At 73.1% G+C, this 26,680-nt stretch carries 13 protein-coding genes; 7 read left to right on the top strand and 6 right to left on the bottom strand.

Translation table 11 applies throughout. From position 1 onward, the window contains the following. Positions 1–9: 9 nt before the first annotated feature. The 3 genes from ACHBTE_RS15835 to ACHBTE_RS15825 all read right to left on the bottom strand — a co-directional run bounded on the left by ACHBTE_RS15835 (position 10) and on the right by ACHBTE_RS15825 (position 15,997). Complete coding sequence (locus ACHBTE_RS15835; protein WP_394724463.1) at positions 10–14,241, bottom strand: amino acid adenylation domain-containing protein; 14,232 nt, start codon at positions 14,239–14,241, stop codon at positions 10–12. Between the two features lie 123 nt (positions 14,242–14,364). After that, positions 14,365–15,744: an MFS transporter gene (locus ACHBTE_RS15830; protein ID WP_394724461.1), complete on the bottom strand. Its 1,380-nt coding sequence runs from the start codon at positions 15,742–15,744 to the stop codon at positions 14,365–14,367. Beyond that, positions 15,731–15,997 (bottom strand): phosphopantetheine-binding protein, encoded by a 267-nt coding sequence (locus tag ACHBTE_RS15825; RefSeq protein WP_394724459.1) that lies wholly within the window; start codon positions 15,995–15,997, stop codon positions 15,731–15,733. Before ACHBTE_RS15825 ends, ACHBTE_RS15830 begins: the two co-directional genes overlap by 14 nt. 140 nt (positions 15,998–16,137) lie before the next feature. On the opposite strand from ACHBTE_RS15825, the gene ACHBTE_RS15820 reads away from it, so the two are divergent. Beyond that, a complete protein-coding gene (locus tag ACHBTE_RS15820) occupies positions 16,138–16,659 on the top strand; it encodes a GNAT family N-acetyltransferase (RefSeq protein WP_394724457.1) in 522 nt (173 codons plus the stop codon). 28 nt (positions 16,660–16,687) lie between these two features. Here the strand turns inward: ACHBTE_RS15820 and ACHBTE_RS15815 are convergent, their stop codons facing one another. From ACHBTE_RS15815 to ACHBTE_RS15805, 3 genes are all read right to left on the bottom strand, one after another. After that, positions 16,688–16,897 (bottom strand): MbtH family protein, encoded by a 210-nt coding sequence (locus tag ACHBTE_RS15815; RefSeq protein WP_394724455.1) that lies wholly within the window; start codon positions 16,895–16,897, stop codon positions 16,688–16,690. Between the two features lie 55 nt (positions 16,898–16,952). Further along, positions 16,953–18,350 (bottom strand): lysine N(6)-hydroxylase/L-ornithine N(5)-oxygenase family protein, encoded by a 1,398-nt coding sequence (locus ACHBTE_RS15810; protein ID WP_394724454.1) that lies wholly within the window; start codon positions 18,348–18,350, stop codon positions 16,953–16,955. Positions 18,351–18,613: 263 nt separating this feature from the next. Next, a complete protein-coding gene (locus tag ACHBTE_RS15805) occupies positions 18,614–19,432 on the bottom strand; it encodes a helix-turn-helix domain-containing protein (RefSeq protein ID WP_394724453.1) in 819 nt (272 codons plus the stop codon). A gap of 130 nt (positions 19,433–19,562) precedes the next feature. Between ACHBTE_RS15805 and ACHBTE_RS15800 the strand changes: the two genes are divergently transcribed. The 6 genes from ACHBTE_RS15800 (at position 19,563) to ACHBTE_RS15775 (ending at position 26,619) form a co-directional block, all read left to right on the top strand. Further along, positions 19,563–20,606: a FecCD family ABC transporter permease gene (locus ACHBTE_RS15800; RefSeq protein ID WP_394724452.1), complete on the top strand. Its 1,044-nt coding sequence runs from the start codon at positions 19,563–19,565 to the stop codon at positions 20,604–20,606. Next, positions 20,606–21,685, top strand: a complete 1,080-nt coding sequence (locus ACHBTE_RS15795; RefSeq protein WP_394724450.1) for a FecCD family ABC transporter permease — start codon at positions 20,606–20,608, stop codon at positions 21,683–21,685. The genes ACHBTE_RS15800 and ACHBTE_RS15795 overlap by 1 nt, the downstream gene beginning before the upstream one ends. A gap of 122 nt (positions 21,686–21,807) precedes the next feature. Further along, entirely contained in the window at positions 21,808–22,665 is an 858-nt protein-coding gene (locus ACHBTE_RS15790; RefSeq protein ID WP_394724557.1) for an ABC transporter ATP-binding protein, read from the top strand. After that, entirely contained in the window at positions 22,662–23,708 is a 1,047-nt protein-coding gene (locus ACHBTE_RS15785) for an ABC transporter substrate-binding protein (protein ID WP_394724448.1), read from the top strand. Before ACHBTE_RS15790 ends, ACHBTE_RS15785 begins: the two co-directional genes overlap by 4 nt. Positions 23,709–23,844: 136 nt before the next feature. Then, a complete protein-coding gene (locus ACHBTE_RS15780; RefSeq protein WP_394724447.1) occupies positions 23,845–25,689 on the top strand; it encodes an SIP domain-containing protein in 1,845 nt (614 codons plus the stop codon). A gap of 225 nt (positions 25,690–25,914) precedes the next feature. Then, the gene (locus ACHBTE_RS15775) at positions 25,915–26,619 is read left to right on the top strand and encodes a DUF2470 domain-containing protein (protein ID WP_394724445.1); all 705 of its coding nucleotides are present in this window, start codon (positions 25,915–25,917) and stop codon (positions 26,617–26,619) included. Positions 26,620–26,680 lie beyond the last annotated feature (61 nt).

Raw genomic sequence — 26,680 nt, 5'->3', positions numbered from 1 at the left:
GAGCCTGCTTCACTGCTGGGCCCTCCACATTTCTTCGAGCATGGTGATCTGGTCCTGGTCGAGGTCGAGCAGGTCGAGGTCGGAGGGCGTGTGCCCGGCGGTCGAGCCGCCGTCCGCCCAGTCGGTCAGTTTCCGCAGCGCGATCAGCCAGTCATCGGCCAGCGCGCTGACGGTGTTCTGGGACAGGGCCTCGCCCGCCCAGACGAACGACGCCGTCAGCTCCGGACCCACGGGGCCGTTCTCCACCTCCGCGACGACCTCCAGCGGGTGGGAGAGCGGCATGGCCGGGTCCGGGCCGACCGCGAGGGCGTCGGCCTCCGCCGCGGGCCCCCAGTCGGAGGCGGTCCGTGCGGTCTGCCGGCCCAGGTAGTTCCACAGCACTTCCGGACGCGGGCCGACGCCGAACAGACCGGCGGTGCCCGCGTTCAGATGACGCAGCAGGCCCGCGCCCACGCCGCCCTCCGGCACGCCCCGCAGCAGCTCCTTGATCTCCTTGAGCGCGCCGCCCACGTCCCGGACGTCCGCGGGGACCGCCAGCCGCAGCGGGTGGACGGCCGTCAACCAGCCGACCGTCCGGGTCAGGTCGGCGCCCGGCACGAGGTCCTGCTCGCGGCCGTGGCCCTCCAGGTCCACGGTGAGTGCGGCGGCGTCGCGGGCGCGGCCCGTGCGCTCCGCCCAGTCGCCGACCGCCAACGCGAACGCCGTCAGCAGGACGTCCTGCACTGTGCCGTGCACGGCCTGCGGAACCCGCGTCAGCAACGGCTCCGTGCGCTCCGCCGACAGGCGGACGACCAGCCGGCGTGCGGTGGCGACGGTGTCCCGCGGCGGTTCCAGCGCCCGGTCCGTCAACAGCCGGCCGCGCGGCGCCTGAGTCAGCCAGTGGTCGAGCTCCGCCAGCCGCCGCGCGCTGTACGCCTCGGCCAGCAGCCCCGCCGTCCAGGTGCGCAACGACGTCGGCACCGGGTCCAGGGCCGGAGCACGCCCCGCCGCCGCGGCCTCCCAGGCCGCCCTGAGGTCGGGCAGCAGGATCTGCCACGACACCTCGTCGACGACCAGGTGGTGGGCCACCAGCAGCAGACGGCCCGGCGCGTCCGGTCCGGCGTCGAAGAACACCGCCCGTACGGTCGCTCCGGCGGCCGGGTCGAGTTCGCCGGCCGCCCGGTCCGACTCGCCCGCGACCAGTTCCCGCAGCGCCTCCCCGTCCGCGTCGGCTACGTCCACCGTGCGCAGCACCGACGCGGTGTCGAGCGCACCGGCGGGCTGCACCTTTGCGCTCCACAGCCCCGGACGGGTGACCGTCAGGACCTGGCGCAACCCGTCGTGCCGGTCCAGGACGGCCTGGAGCGCCGTGGCGAGGTCGGTGCCGCGCACCCCGGCGGGCAGCCGTACCAGCCGCGCCTGGCAGAACCGCTCGTACGGGCCGCCGCGCGAGGCCAGCCAGTGGGCGACCGGGGGCAGCACCAGCGGACCGGTCCCCACGTCCGCCGGACGCGTCTCGCCGGCCGCCTCCCGGGGCGCCACGACCGCCGCGAGCCCGGCGGGAGTCGGGTGCCCGAACACCTGACGGGCCGTCAACGTGACACCCGCCTTCCGGGCCAGGCTCACCAGCCGGATGGAGACGATGCTGTCGCCGCCCAGCTCGAAGAAGTTGTCGTCGGCGCCGACCCGCGGCAGCCCGAGCACCTCCGCCATCAGCCGGGCGAGCACCGCCGCCGCTGTCTCGCCGGGAGGGGCCGCGCCCTGCCCGCTGTCCCGGGCCGGCGGCGCGGGCAGGGCACGGCGGTCGAGCTTGCCGTTCGCGGTCAGGGGCAGGGCGTCCAGCTCCACGAACAGCGCCGGGACCATGTACTCGGGGAGCCGGGCCATGGCATGGGCGCGCGGGGCGGTGGCGTCGAAGGCCGGGCCCGGGACGACGTAGGCGACGAGCTGCTGCACTCCGGGCCGGTCCTCACGGACATGGGCGACGGTCTGCGTGACGCCCGGGACTTCGGCGAGCACGCTCTCGATCTCGCCGAGTTCGATGCGCTGTCCGCGGAGCTTGACCTGGTGGTCGGTGCGGCCGAGGTAGGTGAGGGTGCCGTCGGGGTTCCAGCGGGCGAGGTCGCCGGTGCGGTACATGCGGCTGCCGGGGGCGCCGTGCGGGTTGGCGGTGAAGCGCTCGGTGGTGAGGGCGGGTTGGGCGAGGTAGCCGCGGGCCAGTTGGGCGCCTGCGAGGTAGAGCTCGCCGGGGACGCCGACGGGGCAGGGGGTGAGGCGGTGGTCGAGGACGTAGACCTCGGTGTTCCAGATGGGGGCGCCGATGGGCACGGAGACGGCGTCACCGGCCACACCCGGTGCCCGGGTGACGTCCACGGCGGCCTCGGTGGGGCCGTAGAGGTTCTCCAGGGCGATCTCGCGGTGCCCGGCCGAGGCGTGGAAGCGCGCGGCCAGGTCGGAGGGGAGTGCCTCGCCGCTGCACACGACGAGCCGCAGGCTGGGGCAGTCCGTCAGCTCGGTGTCGGTGAGGAACGCGGCGAGCATCGACGGCACGAAGTGGCAGACGGTGACGGCTTGTTCACGGATGAGTGCGGCGAGGTAGTGGGGGTCCTTGTGCCCGTCGGGGCGTGCGATGACGAGAGGGGTGCCGGTGGCGAGGGGCCAGAACAGTTCCCACACCGACACGTCGAAGGTGGTGGGCGTCTTGAGCAGGACGCGGTCCCTGGGGGTGAGCCGGTAGGCGTCCTGCATCCACTCCAGGCGGTTGACGATGGCGGCGTGTTCGACCGTCACCCCCTTGGGGCGTCCGGTGGAGCCGGACGTGAACAGCACGTACGCGGGGTGGGACGGCAGCAGGGGAGCGGTCCGCTCGGCATCCGTCACCGGGTGAGGCGGCAGGTCCGCCGACTCCGCGACCACGGACGGCTCGTCGAGCACCACGGCCCGCGGGTGGAGGTGATCGGGCAGCGCGTCCAGCGAGGCCCGGTCCGCGATCACGCACCGCGGTGCCGTCGTGTCGGTCATGTCGAGGAGGCGTTCGGCCGGTAGGGCCGGGTCGAGCGGCAGATAGGCACCGCCGGCGCGGACGACGGCGTGCAGCGCCACGAGCAGCTCGAAGGAGCGGGGCAGCGCCACGGCGACGACGGACTCGGGTCCGACGCCCCGCCCGATGAGCAGCCGCGCGAGACGGTTCACCCGCTCCTCGAAGGCACCCCGGGTCAGGAACCGGCCGTCGAAGAGGAGGGCGGTGGCCTCCGCATCGCGGGCACCGGCCGCGACGAGGTCGGCGAGGGTCGCCGGACCGTCGAGGACGCGCGCGGTGTCGTTCCAGTCCCGCAGCACCCGCTCGCGCTCACCGGCGTCCATGACGGGCACGCGGGACACGGACAGCTCCGGGTCGGCGGCGACCGCGTCCAGCAGCAGCACCAGACGCTCGGTCAGGCGCTCGGCGCCGGCCCGCTCGAACAGGTCCGTCGCGTAACGCAGACCACCGCTGATCCGGCCGTCCGCCGCCGCGCCGCCGAAGGCGAACTCCAGGTCGAACTTGGAGCCGCCGATCTCGACGTCCAGCTCCTCGGCGGGCACCCCGAACAGCTCCGTGACGTCGGTGGTCACCGAGTGGTAGGTCACCATCGTCCGGAACAGCGGGGCGCGGGAGTGGCCACGCGCCTGCCCGACCGCCTCGGCGACGGCCTCCAGCGGCAGATCGGCGTTCGAGAAGGCGGCCAGCCCGGTGTCCCGGACCCGCCCGACCAGCTCCGCGAAGGTCGGGTCGCCGGACAGGTCGGCCCGCAGCACCAGCGTGTTGAGGAAGAAGCCGACCAGCCGGTCCACCTGCTCGTCCTCCCGCCCGGAGACGGGGGTGCCGACCGGTATGTCGACGCCGGCGCCGAGGCGGTGCAGCAGGGCGGCGACCGCCGCGTGCACCACCATGAACATCGTCGCCCCGCTCTCGCGGGCCAGCCGGGCCAGCCCGTCCCCGGTACCGGGGGCGACCTCGAAGAGAACCACGTCACCTCCGTGGGAGGGGATCGCGGGGCGTGGCCGGTCGGTGGGCAGCGGGAGTTCCTCGGGCAGACCCGCGAGGGCCTCGCGCCAGTGCTCCGTCTGCCGGGCCGCGAGCGAGCCGGCGCCGGTGCCCGGATCGCCGAGCAGGTCGCGTTGCCAGAGCGCGAAGTCGGCGTACTGGACGGGGAGTTCAGGGAAGTCGGGTGCCGAGCCGGCGGCCCGGGCCCGGTAGGCGGTGTCCAGGTCGGCCAGCAGCGGACCCGTCGACCACTCGTCGGTGGCGATGTGGTGGAGCAGCACGAGCAGGACGTGGTCGTCCTCCGCCGCGCTGAACAGCGAGGCCCGCAGCGGAATCTCCCGCGCCAGGTCGAAGACGTGCCCGCCCTCGGCCCCGGCCTCCGCCACCAGCTGCCCGGCGGTCACGTGCCGCACGGCGAACGGCACCTTCACCTCGCCGGGCTCGAGGACACGCTGGTACGCCTCCCCGTCCACCTCCGTGAACACCGTGCGCAGCACCTCGTGCCGGGCGACGACATCCGACAGCGCCGCCTCCACCGCGCGTACGTCCACCGCACCGCGCAGCCGCACCGCGAGGGGCACGTTGTACGTCGTACCGGGCCCCTGCACGCTGTCGATGAGCCACAGCCTGCGCTGGGCGTACGACAGCGGCAGCAGCGTGGGCCGTTCGGCGGCCCGGGTGAGCGCGGGCCGCCCCGAAGCCGACCGCTCGGCCAGCCGGGCCGCGAGCGCCGCCGCCGTACGCGCCTCGAACAGGTCACGCACGGCGCACTCCACCCCCAGCGCGGCCCGCAGCCGGCTCACCGCACGCGTGGCCAGCAGCGAATGACCGCCGAGCGCGAAGAAGTCGTCCTCCACACCGACATGCGTCCGCTCCAGCACGGCGGCCAACACCCCGGCGACGACCTCCTCACGGGCGTTGCGCGGCGCACGGGAGGATCCCGCCGCCGCCTCCGGGGGCGCGGGCAGGGCACGCCGGTCCAGCTTGCCGCTGGGGCTGAGCGGCAGCGCGTCCAGCCGCACGAACGTGGTCGGCACCATGTACTCGGGCAGCCGGCTCCCGGCGTGGGCCCGCGCGGCGACGTGGTCGAAGGCCGGGCCCGCCACGACGTACGCCACGAGGCGCTGGACCCCGGGCGTGTCCTCACGGACCACCACCGCCGATTGCGTGACGCCCGGGACTTCGGCGAGCACGCTCTCGATCTCGCCGAGTTCGATGCGCTGTCCGCGGAGCTTGACCTGGTGGTCGGTGCGGCCGAGGTAGGTGAGGGTGCCGTCGGGGTTCCAGCGGGCGAGGTCGCCGGTGCGGTACATGCGGCTGCCGGGGGCGCCGTGCGGGTTGGCGGTGAAGCGCTCGGTGGTGAGGGCGGGTTGGGCGAGGTAGCCGCGGGCCAGTTGGGCGCCTGCGAGGTAGAGCTCGCCGGGGACGCCGACGGGGCAGGGGGTGAGGCGGTGGTCGAGGACGTAGACCTCGGTGTTCCAGATGGGGGCGCCGATGGGCACGGAGACGGCGTCACCGGCCACACCCGGTGCCCGGGTGACGTCCACGGCGGCCTCGGTGGGGCCGTAGAGGTTCTCCAGGGCGATCTCGCGGTGCCCGGCCGAGGCGTGGAAGCGCGCGGCCAGGTCGGAGGGGAGTGCCTCGCCGCTGCACACGACGAGCCGCAGGCTGGGGCAGTCCGTCAGCTCGGTGTCGGTGAGGAACGCGGCGAGCATCGACGGCACGAAGTGGCAGACGGTGACGGCTTGTTCACGGATGAGTGCGGCGAGGTAGTGGGGGTCCTTGTGCCCGTCGGGGCGTGCGATGACGAGAGGGGTGCCGGTGGCGAGGGGCCAGAACAGTTCCCACACCGACACGTCGAAGGTGGTGGGCGTCTTGAGCAGGACGCGGTCCCTGGGGGTGAGCCGGTAGGCGTCCTGCATCCACTCCAGGCGGTTGACGATGGCGGCGTGTTCGACCGTCACCCCCTTGGGGCGTCCGGTGGAGCCGGACGTGAACAGCACGTACGCGGGGTGGGACGGCAGCAGGGGAGCGGTCCGCTCGGCGTCCGTCACCGGATCGGCGGGGAGACCCGCCAACTCGGCCTTGACCGGCGTCGAGTCCAGCACGATCCGCCGACCGCCGACCTCGTCCGTGAGCAGGCCCGCCGACTCGGCGTCGGTGAGGACCGCCACCGGGTGTGCCGTGCCGGTCATGTGGGCGAGGCGGTCGGTGGGCAGCGTGGCGTCGAGGGGAACGTAGGCGCCGCCTGCCCGGACTACGGCGTGGAGGGCGACGAGCAGCTCGAAGGAGCGGGGCAGCGCCACGGCGACGATCGACTCGGGTCCGACGCCCCGGCCGATGAGCAGCCGGGCGAGACGGTTGACCCGCCCCTCGAAGGCACCGCGGCTCAGGTGCTCGCCCTCGAAGACGAGAGCCGTGGCCCGCGGGTCCCCGGCGCCGGCCGTGACGAGGTCGGCGAGGGTCGCCGGGCCGTCGAGCACGCGCGCGGTGTCGTTCCAGCCGCGCAGCACGCGCTCCCGCTCGCCGTCCGCGAGCAGATCCAGCCCGGCCAGCGGCGCACGGGGCGTGGCCACCACTTCCTGGAGCAACCGCACCAGCCGCGAGACCAGCCGCTCGGCACCCGACCGCTCGAACAGGTCCGTGGCGTAGCGGACACCGCAGGTCAGAGCGGGCCCGTCGGCCCCGTCCACGCGCCGGAACAGGATCTCCAGGTCGAACTTGGCCGCGCCGGTGCGGACCGGGTATTGCGCCGCGTCCGTTCCCAGGACCGCGCTGAGGTCGGGGCCCCCGCCCTCGTAGGCCACCATCGTCTGGAAGAGGGGGTGGCGGGCGAGGGTGCGGTGCGGGTCGAGAGCCTCCACGACCTTGTCGAAGGGCAGGTCGGCGTGGTCCAGGGCGGCGAGGTCGCCGGCCCGGACCCGCTCGACCAGCTCCGTGAAGCTCGGGTCGCCGGACAGGTCGGTGCGCAGCACCAGGGTGTTGACGAAGAAGCCGACCAGGTCGTCGAGGGCGGTGTCGGGGCGCCCGGCGACGGGCGTGCCCAGGGGGATGTCGTCGCCGGCGCCCAGGCGGTGCAGCAGGGCGGCGACGGCGGCGTGCACCACCATGAACATCGTGGCGCCGGTGTCCGCGGCGATCCGCTCCAGGCCGGCCGTCACCTCGGCGGACAGCTCCGTGGTGAGCGTGTCGCCCCGATGGGTGGGAACGGCAGGGCGCGGCCGGTCGGCGGGCAGGGCCAGTTCCTCGGGAAGACCGGCCAATGTCTCGCGCCAGTAAGCGATCTGACGGTCCATCAGTGAGGCGGCATAACGGGTCGAACCGCCGAGCAGCTCCCGCTGCCAGAGCGTGAAGTCAACGTACTGGACGGGGAGTTCGGGGAAGTCGGGTGCCGAGCCGGCGGCCCGGGCCCGGTAGGCGGTGTCCAGGTCGGCCAGCAGCGGGCCGGACGACCACTCGTCGGTCGCGATGTGGTGGAGCAGCACCACCAGCACATGGTCGTCCTTCGCCGTGCTCAGCAGCGTCACCCGGACCGGCGCCTCGTGGGTCAGGTCGAACACCTCGCTCGCGGCGTCCTCCACCTCCCGCTCCAGCTCCGCTTCCGCGACCGTGCGCACCGCGAACGGCACCTCGACCTCACCGGCCGCGAGGACGCGCTGGTACGGCTCCCCGTCCACCTCGGTGAAGACCGTGCGCAGCACCTCGTGGCGGGCGACCACGTCCGCGACAGCGGACTCCAGCGCCCGGACGTCCACCACGCCGCGCAGGCGCAGCGCGACCGGGATGATGTATGTGCCGCTCGGGCCCTCCACCTGGTGCAGGAACCACAGCCTGCGCTGGGCGTACGACACCGGGAGCAGCGCGGGCCGGTCGGCGGACCGCACGAGCGCGGGCCGCTCCGACGCCGACCGCGCGGCCAGCCGCGTCGCGAGCGCAGCCACCGTACGGGTCTCGAACACGTCCCGTACCGAGCAGGTGGTGCCCAGGTCACGCACCCGCGCGACCACCCGCGTGGCGAGCAGCGAATGCCCGCCGAGGGCGAAGAAGTCGTCCTCGGCGCCGACCGAGGAGAGCCCCAGCGCCTCGGCGAAGACGGCGGCCAGCCGCTCCTCCGCCGCTCCGTGCGGCGGGCGGGACGGCTCGGCGGCGGCGATCACGGGCGCGGGCAGCGCGGTCCTGTCGAGCTTGCCGTTCACGTTCGTCGGCAGCACGTCCAGCATCACGACCACAGCCGGGACCATGTACTCCGGAAGTTCCGCGGCCAGTTCACCGCGCAGTGCGGACGGGTCGGCCGTGCCGACGGCGTACGCGACCAGGCGCCGCACGCCCGGCACGTCCTCGCGGACCATGACCGCCGCCGCGCCGACGTCCGGGCGGGCCGTCAACGCCGCCTCGATCTCGCCCAGTTCGATCCGGAAGCCACGCAGCTTGACCTGGCCGTCGGCCCGGCCGAGGAACTCCAGCATGCCGTCCTGCCGCCGTCGCGCCAGGTCGCCGGTGCGGTACATCCGGGTGCCGGGGGCGCCGAAGGGGTCGGCGACGAACCGCTCGGCGGTCAGCCCGAACCGGCCCAGGTAACCGCGCGCATTCTGCACACCGGCCAGGTACAGCTCGCCGGGCACCCCCGGCGGCACCGGACGCAGGCGCGCGTCCAGGACATGGGCTCGGGTGTTGTCCAGCGGACGCCCGACGACCGGTGCGGGGCAGTCGGTGACCCGCGCCACCAGCGCGTCCACGGTGAACTCGGTCGGCCCGTAGTAGTTGACGGTCTCCACGCCGGGCACGGCACGCAGCTCCGCCCACAGCGCGGGCGGCACCGCCTCGCCGCCGAGCAGGAACAGCGGCGGGCGCCACTCGCCGGTGAGCAGACCGGCGTCGAGCAACTGGCGGCCGTAGGAAGGCGTGACGTCCAGGGTGTCGACGCGGTGCTCGCGCACGTACGCCACCACCGCGTCCGCGTCCCGCCGGCCGTACTCGTCGAGGATGTGCACCTCCTGCCCGGCGACCAGCCACAGCAGCTGCTCCCAGGAGGAGTCGAACGCGAACGACGCCGTGTGCAGCGCGCGCACCCGGCGCCCCAGCCGCTCGGCGACCGGCCGGTACAGCTCGCGCTCGTGGTCGCGGTACAGGTTGGTGAGTCCGGCGTGGTGCAGACCCACGCCCTTGGGCCGGCCGGTCGAGCCGGAGGTGTAGATGACGTACGCCAGGTGGTCCGGCCCGGCGTGCCGCGGCTCGGGCAGCGTGTGCGCCGCGTCGAGCCGTGCCGCGAACGACGCCTCGTCCAGCACCAGGCGTGCCGCGCCCGGTACTTCGGGCACCTGCGTGGTGGCCGCTCCCGCCGTGAGCACGCACACGGGGGCCGCGTCCCGGAGCATGAACTCCAGCCGGTGCCCGGGGTGGTCCAGGTCCAGCGGCAGATACGCGCCGCCCGCCCGCAACACGGCGAACGCGGCCACCACCGAGTCGGCCGAGCGGGGCAGCATCAGGGCCACCACCGTGTCGGGGCCGACGCCCTCGGCGGCCAGCACCCGCGCCAGCCGCTCGACCCGGTCGTCCAGGCCGGCGAAGGTCAGCCGGGTGTCGCCGCAGACCACGGCGACGGCCTGAGGAGTCCGCGCGGACTGCCGGGCCAGCAGCTCCTGCACACCGTCCGCCGGCACCGGGCGGGCCGTGTCGTTCCACCGCGCCAACCGGTCGCGCTCGTCGGCGTCGAGCAGGTCGTAGGCGGACACGGGCCGCGCCGGATCGGCCACGGCCTGCTCCAGCAGGCGCAGCAGACGGCCCGTCAGCCGCTCCACCGTGGCGCGGTCGAACAGGTCGGAGGAGTAGAACACCTCCAGATCCAGGTCGTCGTGGTCCGCGGTGTCGTTGAACGTGAAGTCGAGGTCGAACTTGGTGGTGCCCGGATCGATCCGGTCCACCCGGGCATCCAGGCCGAACAGGCGGCGCACGTCCTGGGTGACCGTGCTGTGCGACACCATCGTCTGGAAGAGGGGGTGGCGGGCGAGGGTGCGGTGCGGGTTGAGGGCCTCGACGACCGTGTCGAAGGGCAGGTCGGCGTGGTCGAGCGCGGCCAGGTCGGTCGCGGCGACCCGCCGCAGCAGGGCGGTGAAACTCGGGTCGCCGGACAGGTCGGTGCGCAGCACCAGGGTGTTGACGAAGAAGCCGACCAGGTCGTCGAGGGCGGTGTCGGGGCGCCCGGCGACGGGCGTGCCCAGGGGGATGTCGTCGCCGGTGCCCAGGCGGTGCAGCAGGGCGGCGACGGCGGCGTGCACCACCATGAAGACGCTGGTGCCGCTCTCCCGCGCCAACCGCCGAACACCGAGGGCCAGTTCGTCCGGGAGCTGCCGGTGCACCAGTCCGCCCGCACCGCTCGGCACGGCCGGGCGCGGTCGGTCGGCGGGCAGGGTCAGTTCCTCGGGCAGACCGGCCAGCGCCTGTCGCCAATGACCCGTCTGACGGGCTCTGAGGTCAGTGCCCTCGCCGTCGCCGTCGCCGAGCAGGCCGCGCTGCCACAGCGCGAAGTCGGCGTACTGCACGGGCAGTTCCGCGAAGTCGGGGCCGTGCCCGGCCGACCGGGCCGCGTAGGCCCGCTCCAGGTCGCGCAGGAAGGGGCCCATCGACCACTCGTCGCTCGCGATGTGGTGCAGCAGCACCACCAGCGCGTGCGCGCCGCTCGCCGGGTCACGCAGCACGGTGACCCGGATCGGGATCTCGGCCGCCAGGTCGAAGAGATGACCGAGCGCGCGCTCGCTCTCCGCGCCGAAACGTTCCTCCGGGGCCTCGACGACCTCCAGCCGCACCCCCGCCCCGGCGGGCGCCAGCACCCGCTGGTACGGCTCCCCGCCCCGCTCGGCGAAGACCGTCCGCAGTGCCTCGTGCCGGGCCACGACGTCGGTGAGCGCCGCGTCCAGCGCTGCGGTGTCCAGCGGCTCGGCGAAACGGGCCACGAACGGGATGTTGTAGGCGGCGCTCGGACCCTGTATCTGGTGCAGGAACCACAGCCGCCGCTGCGCGTACGACAGCGGCAGCGGCTCCGGCCGCTCCACCGCGGTCAGCGCCGGACGCCCGCTGGCGCCCCGCTCCGCCAGCCGCTCCGCCAGGGCCGCGGCCGTCCGGGACTCGAAGATGTCCCGGATGCCGCACTCGGCGCCCAGCGCCTGCCGCACCCGCGCGATCACCCGGGCGGCGAGCAGCGAATGCCCGCCGAGCGAGAAGAAGTCGTCGTCCGACCCGGCCGACGGCAACCCGAGCACGTCGGCGAAGATCCCGGTCAGGATCTCCTCCCGGGCGTCGCGTGGGGCGCGTGCACCGGCCGAGGTCAGCCCCGACAGATCGGGGGCGGGCAGGGCGCGGCGGTCGACCTTGCCGTTGGCGGTCAGCGGGAAGGCGTCGAGCACCACCACGGCCGACGGCACCATGTACTCGGGCAGCCGCTCGGCGGCCAGCGCCCGCAGCGCGGCCGGATCCGGGGCGGGGCCGTCCGCGGCGGCGGTGACATAGCCGACCAGGTGCTGGGAGCCGGGCAGGTCCTCGCGGACCACGACCACCGCGCGGCCGACCGCCCCGGCCCCGCCCAGCACGGTCTCGATCTCACCGAGTTCGATCCGGAAGCCGCGCACCTTGACCTGATCGTCGGCCCGGCCGAGGAACTCGATACGCCCGTCGGCGCGCCGCCGCACCAGGTCGCCGGTGCGGTACATGCGGGCGCCGGGGGCGCCGAAGGGGTCGGCGACGAACCGTTCGGCGGTCAGCCCGTACCGGCCCAGATAGCCGCGCGCCAACTGCGCCCCGGCCAGGTACAGCTCGCCGGGACGCCCCGTGGGCGACGGGCGCAGCGCACCGTCCAGGACGTAGGCGCGGGTGTTCCAGAACGGGGTGCCGATGTCCGGCGTGCCGGTGTGGTCGGCGGCCAGCGTGGCGGAGGTGGCCCAGACGGTCACCTCGGTCGGCCCGTAGACGTTGGTGACCTTCCCCGCGGTGCCGGCCAGGCGTTCGGCCAGGGCCGCCGGCACGGCCTCGCCGCCGACCAGCACCGTCGTGCCGACGAGGGCCGCCGGGCGGCCGTCCTCCAGCAGGGCGTGCCACAGGGACGGGGTCGCCTGCATCACGGTGGGCCGGTGGGCGTCCACCAGCGCGGCGAGCGCGGCGGGGTCACGCACGGTGTCGCGGTCGGCGAGGACCACGGTCGCGCCGCTGATCAGCGGGACCCACAGCTCCAGCGCGGCGATGTCGAACGAGATGGTGGTGACGGCCACCAGACTGTCCCCGGGGCTCAGCGCCAGTTCGTGCGCCTGCATCCGCAGGAAGTTGGCGAGCGCCGCGTGCGGCACGACCACGCCCTTGGGGCGCCCGGTCGATCCGGAGGTGTGGATGACGTACGCCGGGTGCGCGCCGTCCAGCGGGGCGCGCCGCTCGTCGTCGGTGAGCGGGGCGGCGGAGTGTTCGCCCAGGGCGGCCAGGGTGTCCGGCGCGTCCAGGACGACGGTGCCGCTGCCGGGCACCCGCGGCGCCGAGGGCGCGGCGGCGAGCGTGGTCAGCACGCAGACCGGGCGGGCGTCGCGGACCATGTACTCCAGCCGGTCGGCCGGGTAGTCCAGGTCAAGCGGCAGATAGGCGCCGCCCGCCTTGAGCACGGCGAGCAGCGCGACCAGCAGCTCCTCGGTGCGGGGCAGCGCGATGCCGACATACGTCTCCGGTCCGACGCCCCGGTCGGCCAGCAGCCGGGCCAGACGGCCGGACCGCTCGTCCAGCTCGGCGTAGGTGAGTTCGCGACCGGCGGCGACGACCGCGGTCCGCTCCGGATGCGCGGCGGCTTGCACGGCGAAGGCGTCGACGACCGTGCCGGGCGCGATCTCGCGCGTGGTGCCGTCCGCGGCGGCCAGCAGGGCGAGCCGGGTGTCGGCGTGGACCAGGTCGGGGCCGCCCACCGGGCAGTCCGGGCCGGTCGCGGCGACCTCGGACAGGAACCGGGTGAACTCGGCGCACCGCGCGGTCAGCGTCTCCGCGTCGTAGGCGCGGGGGTTGGCGTCCAGTTCGAAGCGGATGTGGCCGTCGGCGGCGTCGTGGTAGAGCTGGAGCGTGAGGTCGTGGACGGGACCGGCGGCCAGATTGCGGGCGGTGCCGGGGGCGCCCGCGAAGTCCAGCGCGTAGTCGAAGGCATTGATGTTCACCATCGGCCCCAGCAGCCCCTGTTCGCGGGCCACCAGACCGAGGTCGCGGCGGATGTCCTCGGCCCGGTAGCGGTGGTGCGCCCGCAACTCCCGCACCAGCCGCGCCACATCGGCGGTCAGCTCGGCAAGGGAGCGGTCCGGGCGGACCGCCACCCGCAGCGGCAGCACGTTCACCACCATCGACGGCACCCAGAGCGCCGCCGAGCCCAGACGGGACATCGCCGGCATCGACAGCAGCACGTCCCGGGACCCGGTGGAGCGGTGCAGGAACGCGGCCCAGGCGGCGGTGACCGCGTCGGCCCACGTGGCGCGCGCCGCACGTCCGAGGGCGTGCAGAGCGGCCGTCGCCTCCGGTGTGAGGACGGCGCCGTCGCGCAGGAAGGTCTGCGAGGCCGGGTGGGCCGCGCCGGCCAGCAGTTCCGGTTCGGGCCGGTCGGCGAGCCTGGACAGCCAGTACTCCCGGTCCCGCCCCTCCTGCTGCGAACCCTGGTACGCCTGCTCCTCCGCGACCACGTGGGCGAGCGAGCCGAACTTGGACGGCTCGGGCTCCTCGCCGCGGGCCAGCGCGGTGTACACCTGGGCGACGCGCCGGGCGATCAGCGAGAAGGAGTAGGCGTCGAGCGCGATGTGGTGGACGCGCTGGTACCACAGGGCCCGGTTCGGGCCGACCAAGTGCAGCGCGTAGGCGAACAGCGGGTCGGTGACGGGGTCCAGGGGCCGGTCCATGTCAGCGCGCATCAGCTCCAGCGCCGCCGCGTCGGGGTCGGGCACGCCCCGGTGGTCGACGACCTTGAGCACCGGCCTCCCCGCGAGCGCGTCCGGGTCGGGTACGAGCACCTGCCAGGGCCGGCCCGCCTCGTCCTCCTCGAAGCGCGCCGTCAGCGAGTCGCACTCACCGGCGGTGCGGCGCACAGCCTCCTCGAAGAGCGCGGGGTCGAGCGGTCCGCTGATCTCGACGTACTGGCCGACGTTGTAGACCGGCGAGTCGGGGGCCAGCCGCTGGCCGTACCAGACACCGGTCTGGGCCCCGGTCAGGGGAAGTCGCCGCTGGGCACGCTCGGACATGGATCTCGCTCCAGGAAGCAGCGCGGCGCGACCGGATGGATCGTCCGCAGAAGAAGGACAGGAGTGGGGCGCGCCGGCGGCGGACCGCGCGGCGCGGGGGAGGGGCGGGGCAGGGACGTGCGGTCAGCCGGTGGTGGCCGGCACGCCCTGTTCGGGGCCGGGGCCGGGACCGTGGCCGTCGGACGGGCCGGTGGGGCCCGCCCCGGTCTCGTCGACGTCACGCGGGAGGGTGGCCTTGCGCAGTCCCGGTACGAGCACGGCGGCCAGGACCGCCGCCACGGCACACACGGCGCCGTTGACGACCGCCGCTCCGGCGGGGTTGAACCAGCGTGCCACCAGGGCGACTTCGGCGTCGCCGAGCACATTGCCCGTGGTGCCCTGCGCGGTGATGACGCTGACCACGCGGCCCCGCAGGCGGTCGGGGGTGTTGTGCTGGACCAGGGCGTACTCCAGGATCTCGTACACCGTGCCGGCCGCACCGCCGATGGCCAGCATCAGGACGGCGACCCAGATCTGACCGCTCAGACCGAAGCCGACGGTGGCGAGGCCGCCGGTCAGGGCGGCGGTCAGCAGCAGCCGGCCGGGGTACGCGGCCCGGCTGATCCAGCCGCTCGTCGCGGAGACGAGCACCGCGCCGACGGCCGGAGCGGTGTAGAGCAGTCCGAGGACGACCTCGCCGCCGCCGAAGCGGGTCGCGACGAGTTCGGGGAAGAGGACCGTCGGCAGGTTGAACACGACGGTCACCCCGCCGAGGGCGAGCAGCGCGCCGACGACCCGGTTGCGCAGCGCGAACCGGAAGGCGACCAGCGGGGAGCCGTTGTCCTTGCCGAGGCCGTTCCCGGCCCCGTCCCGGGCGCCGTCCCTCTCGTCCCTGTCGCCCCCGTCGTCTTCGTCGGCGACCGGCGGCAGGGGCCTCAGCCGCAGCACCAGGAGGGTCGTCACACCGGTGGTGAACGCGGTGAAGGCGAACACCGGGCCGGGCCCGGAGGCGGCGAGCAGCACACCGCCGAGGAGCGGGGCGGAGATCGAGCCGATCTCTCCGGTGAGGGAGATCAGCGCACCGGCGGCCGGCAGCTGGTCCGGCCGCACCAGCGTGGGCGCCACCGCCATCAGGGCGGTGACGCTCACCCCCGTGGCCAGTCCGTCCACGGCCACACAGGCGTAGATCGCTCCCAGGGAGGGCTCCGGCGCGAAGGCGTTGGCGGCGAGCCCGGCGAAGGCGAGCGCGGCGGTCGCGCGGGCGCTGACGATGAGCCGTCGGCGGTCCGTGCGGTCGGCCATCCAGCCGCCCCACAGCGAGCCCAGCAGCACCGTCACGCTCATGATCATGCTGGTGACGGCGACGCTGAAGGTGGACTCGGTCAGGTCGTAGACCTGGGCGGCCAGGGCCACCGTCGCCATGCCGAGCCCGAACAGCGACACCACCCGGGCGAGGAAGATGGCCCTGAAGTCCTGGCTGGTGCGCAGGGGTTCGACATCGATCAGGAGATCACGCACGCGCATGCGGCGCTCCGGCCGGGGCGAGGAGCGCGGACCAGTCGTTCAGGGTCGGGCGCTCGGCCAGCTCGGCGAAGCCGACCTCCGCGCCGTCGGCGCGCCACCCCTCCACGAGCATCATCATCCGTACGGAGTCCAGCCCTTGGTGGAACACGTTCACGTCGACCTCGACGTCGTCCGCGTCCACGTAGAGCAGTTCGGCGATGTCCCTCCGAAGCCGCTCAAGGGTGAAGGGCTGTGGACTGGATGTGTCGGCCATGGCGTGTTCCGCTCCTCGATCATGCTCACTCTGTGATTAGGTCAGCCTTACCTAATAATCTAGTCTTTGTTCGGGTCAAGTCCAGATATTTCCCACCGCCGTTCGCGGCGGGCACCGCCGACTTACCAGTGAGAGTGCTGATGACCACGGTGAACCTCCCCTCCGGACTCCGTCCCGCTTCCCCCGCTCCATGCCCTCGGGCGACGGTGGTCGTGCGGGCGGCCGGACCAGAGGACGCGGGCGCGCTGTACCGGCTCTCCCGTGTCTTCGTGCGTACGGGAGAGCTGTGCGAGCGGCCACCGTGGCAGTACGCCCGTGACGCCGGGGACTTCCTGATCGCCGAGTCACCGATGGGTGGCGTCGAGGGCTGTGTGGCCCTGCGGTGCGGTGCGGAGCGGATCGGACCGGCCTCCGCCCGCACGGCGGTGCTCTACAACTTCTGTGTGGCGGCGCGCAGTCAGGGGCGCGGGGTCGGCTCGGCCCTGCTCCGGGCGCTGCTCGCCGAAGCGGTGGCTCGCCCGGCGGCGACGGTGTTCACCGCGACGAGCGGTGGCGCGGAGCTGTTCCTGCGGCACGGCTTCACCCCGGCCGAGGATCCCGCCGCTTGGCCGGCCGCGCTGAACCCGCGAAGGGGCTCGCGGGTCCTGCGCCGGGCGCTCTGACCGCCCTCGGGAGCCGCCCGACGGTCCGTCAGGACCGGGCCGCCAGGCTCGCCGGACGCATGTCGGTCCAGTGCTCGTCCACGTAGGCGAGGCAGTTCTGCCGGGAGTCCTCGCCGTGCACGACCGTCCAGCCCGCGGGGACCTCGGCGAACGCGGGCCACAGCGAGTGCTGGTTCTCCTCGTTGACCAGGACCAGGTAGCGGGCGTCGTCGTCCTCGAAGGGGTTGGTGGTTGCCATGTCGGTTCTCCTTGGTCAGGGGGTGTGAAGGTGGGAGGGGAGTGGGAGGGGGCGGTCATGCAGGTACGGCGATGTCGTCGGCCTCGCTCGCGCGCAGCCCGCCCACGCTACCGTCCGGCCCGTCCCGCTCGGCCCGGTCCAGCAGCAGGGCGTCGCAGAGCTCGCCTGCCCGGACCGCCAGCGTGGACAGCAGGGACGAGGTGATGCCGTGCGAGTGCTCGGTCGCCGCGCCGTGCAGATAGATGCCGGCGCGAACCCGCGGTGTGGTGGCCACCCTGTGGTCACGGCCGATCCTCAATCGCCCCTGACCGTCCGTCAGGCATTCGTCGGCGAGCGGCCCGAGCAGTTCGCGCGGGTCGGACGGCTGGTAGCCGGTGGCGAACACCACGGCGTCGCAGTCGAGTGTGCTGGTCTCGGAGGTGATGAGTCGACGGAGCACGATCCGGACGCCGTCGGCGAGCTCCTCGACGGCCTCGAAGGAGGTCATGTTGAGGATCCGCAGCCGCTCGGTTCCGGCCACCTTCTCCCCATAGACGGTCCGGTAGAGCTGGTCTATCAAGTCGGCGTCGACCACCGAGTAGTTGGTGTTGGCGTGGTAGCCGAGCAGGTTCTGCTTGACCTCGTCGGGCGCGGCGTAGAAGTCGTCCACGGCCGCGGGGTCGAAGATGCGGTTGGCGAACGGGCTGTCGTCGGCGGGGCTGTAGCCGTAGCGGGTGAAGACGGCGCAGACCTCAGCGTCGGGGAACTCCCGGTGCAGGAACTCCGCGGCCTCCGCGGCCGACTGGCCGGCGCCGATGACCGCGAAGCGGCGATGCGGACGGTGCGTCAGGTCGCCGGCGGCGAACAGCAGGTCCCGGCTGTGCCACAGGTGCGGCCCGGCCGAGACGCCGTCGGGGAGCCTGGGGCGCAGTCCGGTGCCGAGGGAGACGTTCCGGGTGTGCAGAATCGATTCCTTGCCGGGTGTGTCGTCGGCGGGGCGGGTCAGCACCTCCAGGGTGTCGACCACCGCGCCGGGCGCGGCCGGCCGGATCGCGTGGGCCTGGCGGCCGTAGCGGACATGGTTCTCCACCTGGGCGGCGCACCAGCGGAAGTAGTCGTGGAACTCGAGCCGCGTCGGGAAGAACGACTTCTGGTTGATGAAGTCGGGCAGCCGCCCCCGCTCGTGCAGATAGCGCAGGAAGGTGAACCGGCTGCCCGGATCGCGCATCGTGGCCAGATCCTTCAGGAACGACACCTGCATGGTCGCTCCGGGCAGCAGCATGCCTCGGTGCCAGCCGAACTCCCGCTGCCGTTCGGTGAACGTCGTCCGCAGCGCGCGGCCGTCACTGCACTGGGCGTTGTGTTCCTCGATCGCGATGGCGAGTGCGAGATTGGCCGGGCCGAAGCCTATGCCGACCAGATCGTCGACCGGTGGCTCCGCGTGTCGCCCCGTGTCCGCATGCCCTGCTGACAATGCTCGTCCTTTGTTCAGGTCCTGCCCGGAGCGGAGGGTCGCCTGCCTGATGCAGGGAATGCGTGCTTCGGGCAGGGCCGCACGCAAGATACTTACTTAGGTAAGGCTTGCCTAAAAAAATTGCCCATAGCGGGCGGGATGTCAAGTCCCCGTCGAGAGTCGCGAGCGCCGGACTGGGAAGTGATGATCCGTCAATTCGACTGTGAAAATGACGAGCTGTCCGAGGGTGAGTCGTGAGCCCTCGTCGTCCATGCCTGCCGGTGTCACCGGCGCCCGGGAAGCTGCCCAGCCGGCGCGGTCAGACCGTATCGCGCGGCCCGGTGCAGTCGTTCGCGGACGTAAGCGCCCGGAGTGCGGTCGAAGTGCCTGCGGAACGCCAGGATGAAGCCGTTCGTGCTCACGAAACCCACGCGCGTCGCCACGATGCCGACCCGGTGCCCCTCGGCGAGAAGCTCCAGCGAGCGGTTGAGTCGCACGCGCGTGCGCCAGTCCGAGAACGCCAGTCCGGTCTCCGTGCGAAACGCCCGGCGCAGGCTGGTGGAACTGGTGTACAGACCTGCCGCCCACTGTTCCGCGGTCCGTTGGTCGGCAGGGTCGCGCAGGAGTGCGCGGGCCACCGCGCGGGCCGCCTCTCCGGTCGGCCGCGGCAACGGCAGCCGCCCCTCTCCGGCCCCGGTCAACTCGGCGAAGACCTTGGCGTCATCGGGCACCGCCTGGCCGCCGCGCGTCCGAGCGAGCAGCAGCAGGCGCTGTGCCTCGCCCACGTGCACCACCGAGGCTTCCTCGTACGGCAGGTGGTGCAGCGCGGCGTCGAAGGACTCGCTGATGACCAGCGAGTCCGGATCGAACCGCGCGCTGTGCGGTACACCCGCGGGCAGCCACAAAGCCACCGTCGGTGAGAGCGCATGGTCCGTGCCGGACGCCGTGACGACGATCCGCCCTAGCGGCACATACAGGAACTGGTGGAAGTCGTGCACGTGCGTGGGGTGGCCCCCCGCGGCGATGAAGTCGTCGTCCGGTTGCTCCGGACGCGGCGGTGCGAGCTGCTCCGACTGTGCCGTCCTGATCGCACGTCGTGTCACGACCCCCCCTGGGTGTGGAGCCGGTCAGACCGACCCTTGAATTCGAGGCTTGTGCCTCTGCGTTGGATTGCCTGCAGGCAAAGTAAGGGTAACCTAACCTGCCGTGCAACCGTGAGGAGCGGAAGAAATCATGACAACCACGTCCCCGCCGGTGGCGCCGTCGCCCCCGGCCAGGACCCGCTTCACGCGAGGTGCTGCCTGTCTGTTGCTTGCGGCGGTGGCGGTGGCGGCGACGCTGACGGCGAGCATCGGCCTCGGCTCCCGGGACATCTCCCTCGCGGAGATCGTCCGCATCCTGCTGCACCCGGCGGGCGAGGCCTACAACAGCCATGTGCTGTGGACCGAGCGGATACCGCGGACCTTCCTCGGTCTGCTGGTCGGCGCCGCCCTCGGCGCGTCCGGCATGGTCATGCAGGCGCTGACCATGAACCCGCTCGCCGACCCCGGCATCCTCGGCATCCAGCAGGGCGCCGCCATGTTCGTGGTGCTCGGCATCGTCTTCTTCGACATGTCCGAACTCCAGGGCTACTTCTGGCTCGCCCTCCTCGGCTCCGCCGTGAGCGCCGCCCTCGTGTACCTCATCGGCACCCGCACCAACACCGGCAGCTCCACCATCGGCCTGGTGCTCGCCGGGGTGTCCCTGGCCGCCGTGATGTCCTCGCTGATCACCCTGATGGTGGTCCGGGACGACGCGGCCTTCGCCCACCTGCGCTTCTGGTCCGTCGGACAGCTCACCGGGCGGTCCTCGGTCCTGGACGAGGCATGGCCGTTCATCGCCGCCGGACTGCTGCTCGCGCTGCCGTTCGGCCGCACCCTCAACATCCTCGGCCTCGGTGACGACACCGCCCGCGCGCTCGGCGTCCCCGTCGAACGCGCCCGGCTCGCCTGCGCCGCCGTGGCCGTCCTGCTGTGTGCCGCAGCCACCGCCGCCGTGGGCCCCGTCGCCTTCGTCGGACTGGTCGCCCCGCACTGCGCGCGCATGCTCGCCGGACCGGACCACCGCTGGTCGCTGCCGCTGGCGATGTGCCTCGGAGCCGTGCTGCTCACCGGAGCCGACATCGCCGGACGCCTGGTCATCGACCACGGCGAGATCCAGGTCGGTGTGATGACCGCGGCGATCGGCACCCCCTTCTTCGTGTGGCTCGCCCGCCGTCGGAACCTGGTGCGGGTGTGATGACGACCGCGATCCCCGTGCGCCGGCCCGAACCGGCAACACCGCTGGAGACCACCGCAGCACGGCTGCGCACCGCCCGGCGCGCGCACAACCTGCGCACCGTGGCCGTCAGCGCCGTACTCGTCGCGCTGCTGCTCGGCCTGACCTCGGCCTCCGTCCTCCTCGGCGGCGTCGGCGACGTCGCGCCCGGCGACGTGCTGCCCGCCGCGCTCGGACTGCGCGACGGACTCGCCGACTACCTGATCTTCCAGCTGCGGATGCCGCGTGCCCTCGCCGCACTGCTCGCCGGCGCCCTGTTCGGGCTCGCGGGCGCGCTGTACCAGCGGCTCGTGCGCAACCCCCTGGCCACGCCCGACGTCGTCGGCATCTCGGCCGGCGCCTCCGCGGGCGCCGCCACCATCCTGCTGCTCGCGCCGTCCGCCTTCGCGTGGGGGCCGTCGCTCGCCGCCGTCGCCGGGGCGTTCGCGCTCGTCGCCGCCGTGCACGCGCTCAGTTGGCAGCGCGGGGTGGACACCTACCGGCTGGTCCTCGTCGGCATAGGGCTCAGCGCCGTGTGCACCGCCTACACCAACTACCTCTTCACCGTCGCCGGCGAGGAACGCATCGCCATGGTGATGCGCTGGATGATCGGCAGCACCAACGGCGCCGACTGGCCCGGCGTGCGCATCCTCGCCTGCGCGCTGGCCCTCTGCCTGGCCGGCACGGCGCTGCTGCACCGGTCCATCGGCACGATGTCCCTCGGCGACCAGCTCGCCACCGGTCTGGGCACCCGCGTCACGCCGGCCCGGATCGCCGCACTGCTCGTCGGTGCCGCCGCGGCCGCCCTGGCCACCAGCGTCGTCGGTCCGATCGCGTTCGTGTCCCTGATCAGCGGGCCCATCGCGGTCCGGCTGGTCGGCGGTGACCGCTCCATCGCGCTCGCGCCGCTGGTCGGTTCGGTCCTCGTGATCGGCTCCGACGTCCTCGCGCAGAACGCGCCACTGATCAGCCCGGTGCCCACCGGGGTCCTCACCGCGCTGCTCGGCGCGCCGTACTTCGTCTGGCTGATCCTTCGGCGCAGACAGGGAGCCGTCTCGTGAAGGAACAGACCGCCGTGAACGGACGAGACGTCGTGGACGCGCGGAGCGCCGTCGACGAACAGGTCGCTGCTGACCAACAGGCCGCTGTCGACGAGAAGACCGCCGTGGACGAGAAGACCGCCGTGTACGGACAGACCCACGCGGCCGGCGAGACCGTCACCTCCGCACCCGGCCCGTACGGCCTTCAGGCCCGCGGCATATCCGCCGGCTACGGCGACGCCCGTGTCATCGAGGAACTGTCGCTCAGCGTCGAGACCGGCCGGATCACCACGCTCGTCGGCCCCAACGCCTGCGGCAAGTCCACCCTGTTGAAGGCCGTGGCCCGGCTGCTGCCCCTCGCGTCCGGCTCGGTGCTGCTGGACGGCGCCGACATCCACGCCATGCGCACCCGCGACGTCGCCCGCAGCCTCGGCATCCTGCCGCAGTCGCCCGTCGCGCCGGAGTCCATCAGCGTCGGCGACCTCGTGTGGCGGGGACGCCATCCGCACCGGCGGTTCGGGCAGCGCCGCACCGCCGCCGACGAACAGGTCATCGCCGAGGCCCTGACGGCCACCGGCACCGCGGAGCTCATCGACCGCCCGGTCGACGAACTCTCCGGCGGGCAGCGCCAGCGTGTGTGGATCGCGCTCGCCCTCGCCCAGGACACCCCGACCCTGCTGCTCGACGAGCCCACCACCTATCTGGACATCGCGCACCAGATCGAGGTGATGGACCTGCTGGCCGACCTCAACGAGTCGACCGGAAAAACGATTGTGCTCGTCTCCCACGATCTCAACCAGGCGGCCCTGTACGCCCACACGATCGTCGCCATGCGTGACGGCCGCATCGTGCGCCAGGGCCCCCCGGCAGAAGTGCTCGACGAACGCACCGTGGCCGAAGTCTTCGGCCTGGACTGCGTCGTCGTGCCGCACCCCCGCACCGAACGGCCCCAGATCTTCCCCCTGGGCCGCCGTCACCTCACCGAGGAGAACCGCAAGTGAACCGCCTTCCCAGACCCTTCGGCCGTCGCGGCGCCGCCCGCACCCTGGTGGCCATGGCCGCCTGCCTCGCCCTGGCGACCGGCTGCTCCGACTCCGGCGACGACGCGAAGCCCGAGTCGAAGTCCTCCGCCGGGGCAGGCTCCGAGGCCTTCCCGGTGTCCCTCACCAACGCGTGGGGCAAGACCGAGGTCAAGGAGAAGCCGGTCAAGGTCGCCACCGTCTCCGACGGCGACACCGACATCGCCCTCGCCCTCGGTCTGGTGCCCGTCATCACCCCGGACGCCGAGGACGGCGGCGACGTCCCCGAGTACAAGCAGCGCGCGATCGACAAGCTCGGCGCCGGCAAGCTCAAGACGTACGACGACACCGACGGCACCGACTTCGAGGCGATCGCCTCCGCCGCGCCGGACGTCATCCTCGGCATGAACACCTGGTCGATGGACACCGACTACGCCAAGCTCGCGCCCATCGCCCCGGTCGTCACCTACGCCGGCAAGAAGGACGCCGACACCCTCACCTGGCAGGAGCGGCTGAAGACCGCGGCGAAGGCCCTCGGCATGACCGAGAAGGCCGAGGAGATCATCACCGCCAACGAGAAGGCGTTCGCCGACGCCGCCGCGGCGCACCCCGAGTTCAAGGGTAAGACGTACACCTACGCCGTCGTCCACCCCGAGCAGGTCACGTACATGTCGTACGCAGACCAGGACCCGGGCGTCTTCGAGGGGCTGGGTCTGACGAAGGCCGACAACTCCAAGAACTACTCCGCCGACAAGAACGCGGTGAGCCTGGAGAACCTGGACGAACTGGAGGCGGACATCCTGCTGATGACGTACCCGTTCGGTGACAACGGCCTGATCTCCGCCTCGGACCTGGGGAAGAACAAGCTCTTCAAGTCCCTCAAGGTGGTCAAGGGCAAGCACTACGCGATCGTGCCCTCGGAGAACACCCTGGCCTCAGCCGTCGCCTACCCGGACGCGCTCAGCTCCCCGTGGGTGGCCGAGAAGCTCACCCCGATCCTTGCCGACGCCGTCGCCGGCAAGTAGCACGACCGGCCGGTCCGCCGCCCCGGCCGCCGGGCCCTTTCGCCCGGCGGCCGGTCGCGGCGCGCCCGGCGCATCCGCGTCCCCCCACCCCGCGGGGAACGCGCACAGCAGTCCCGTAGTGATAAGGAGCATCGACATGCCCACCCGCAGCCCCCGTTCGGTCGCCACGTTCCCCATCGTGCTCAGGGAGCTGACCGTGCTGCGCGCCGAGAACATCACACCGGGCATGCGCCGCCTGACCCTCGGCGGCGAGCAACTGCGCGCCTTCACCCGGGACGGCCTGGATCTGCCCGGGCTGCGCACGGAGGGCTTCGACGACCATGTGAAGTTCTTCTTCACCGACGAGACCGGGCGGCTGGTGCTGCCCCGGCAGAACGTCAGCAGCCTGGACTGGCCCGCGGACGCGCGGCCGGTCTCCAAGGACTACACGCCGGTCCGCTTCGACCCCGAGGCCGGCGAGATCGACTTCGACTTCGTCCGGCACGAGGGCGGTGTCGCCTCGGGCTGGGCCGAACGCGTCAAGCCCGGCGAGAGCGCCTGGATCGCCGGACCCAAGATGTCCCACAGCCACCCCGAAGGCGCCGACTGGCTGCTGGTCGTCGGCGACGAGACCGCGCTGCCCGCAATCGGCCGCTGGCTCGCGGAGATGCCCGAGGGCACCCGCGCGAAGGTCTTCATCGAGGTCGGCGAGGACAGCCACCGCCAGGAGCTGCGCACCCGTGCCGACGCCGACATCGTCTGGCTGTCCCGCGACGGCGCCCCAGCCGGCACCGGCGACCTCCTGGAGCGTGCCGTACGGGAGATGGAGTGGCCGTCCGGAACCGTCTTCGCCTGGGTGGCCGGTGAGGCCGTCACCCTCAAGGGCATCCGCCGCCACCTGGTGACAGAGCGTCAGGTGCCCCGCGAGTACCTGGACATCACCGGATACTGGCGCCGCACCGAGCCCGCGGCGCCCGGCGTGCCCACGGCCGAGGAGGTGGAGGACGACGCCCATGAGCGGCTGCACGAACTGACCGACCTGGCTCCCGGCTACGCCATCCGCGCGGCCGTCACCCTGGACGTCTTCGCGCTGGTGGCGTCCGGCGTGCGCACCCCGGATGACCTGGCGGCACGCACCGGAGCCGACCGCTCCGCCCTCACCGCGCTCCTGGCCTACCTGGTCCATCTCGACGTACTGGCCGACGACGGCGACGGCGGCTACCGGCTCGCCCCGGTCGGCGAGGAACTCGTCGACGACGACCACTCGGCGTACGAGTACCACCTCGGCGGCGCACAGGCGGCTCTGGACGCCTCCTTCAGCGGACTGCTGCACACCCTGCGCACCGGCGAGGCCGGGTACCGCACCCAGAGCGGCGAGACCCTCGCCGGTGCCATGCTCGACGACCCCCGGCTGGCCGGGACCGCCCGCGCGGCGGTCGAGGACGAGGCTCGCTGGGTCGCTCCCGGCGTGGCCGGCGCCTACGACTGGTCGTCGGTGTCCGTGCTCACGGCGACGGGCCACGGTTCGGCCACCGTCGTCAACGCCCTCGTCAAGGCGTTCCCCGGCCTGCGGGCCCGGATCGCCGCGATGCCCACGGCGCTGCGGGTGCTGCGCGAGGAACTGCTCGACACCGACGTCCTGCCGCGCGTCGAGCTGGTGCCGCGCGCCTCGGGCGTACCGGACGGTGCCGAGACCGTGTTGATGTGCCGTCAGCTGGAGTGGCTCGCGGACGAGGACGCGCAGCAGGTGCTCGCCGAGGCGGGCGCGGCGCTGGCTCCCGGCGGCATGCTGGTCCTCGTCGAGCAGGTGACGCCGGCCGATCCGGACGACGTCGACGCCGTCCTGCACCACCTGCGGCTGAAGTGCGCCTTCGGCTCCGGAGTGCGGGGCGAGCAGCACGTCGCCCGGCTCGTCGAGCGGGCCGGACTGACGGTGCGGGCCCGCAAGGACGTCGGCTGGGACCACCGGCTGTGGGTCGTCGGGGTGGGGGAGGAGGGCTGAGCTCTCCCACCGGCTCGTACCCGGGCGGCCCGGCCGGCGCTTGACGCGCGCGGCCGGGCCGTCGGCGTTCTCCGAGCGGCGGAGGGGACGCGCAGCGGTGTGCGGCGCACGAAAACGCGTTGCGCTGCACGAGAACGCGCGGGAACAGGCTGTCGGCCTGACAACCACAGCCCTGATAAGTTAGGTTAGGCAAACCTAATTCACTGGACCTCCGGGAGGATCCGGATGCGTCGCTTCCCCCTGCGCGCCGGCGCGCCGACAGCCGCCGAACGTGCCCGCTCGATCCTGGCCGCCGCCCACTCGATGACCGTGGTGACCGACGGGCGGGACACCGAGGTCCGCCGTCTCGACGGCGCCGGCGTCATGGGTCACGTCCATCTCCACACGCCGTTCGAAGGCCCGGGTTTGCCGCCCGGCGGGCGGGTTCCGATCCGGCTGGAACTCACCGACGTCGCCCCCATCCCGGTACGCGACCGGCTGCGCGCCCGGGTCACCCTGACCGGGCTGCTGGCCGCGCCGTACGACCCCGAGTCCACCGAGAGCACCTGCATGGAGTTCGGGCAGTGCGTCCTTGAGGACGCCACCGGGCGCGCGTACGTGACCCTCCACGAACTCCAGGCGACCGAGCCGGACCCGCTGGCGACGAGTGAGGCGGGCATGCTGACCCATCTCGTCGACGACCACCCCGAGATGGTCCCCCTGCTCCTGCGCCTCGTCCGCCCGCTCCCGCGGAGCGGCATGCTGCGCGCGCTCCCGGTCGCCATCGACCGCTATGGCCTGACGCTGCGTCTGGAACACCCGCGCACCCACCGCGACGTCCGGCTGCCCTTCAACAAGCCCGTGCGTCACATCGATCACGTCGGCCCTCAGATCCACGCCCTGCTGGCCGCGGCGCGCCGCCTCTCCCACACGGGGCACCTGCTGACCTGAGCCGAGAAAGGCCCACCCCATGACGCCGTCCCGTACCGCCCCCTACGCCATGCCCACCGCG

Source organism: Streptomyces sp. M41, from assembly GCF_043673425.1.
Classification (GTDB): domain Bacteria; phylum Actinomycetota; class Actinomycetes; order Streptomycetales; family Streptomycetaceae; genus Streptomyces.
Note: the sequence above shows the minus strand (reverse complement) of the source record. Positions and strands in the feature narration are given on the sequence as shown.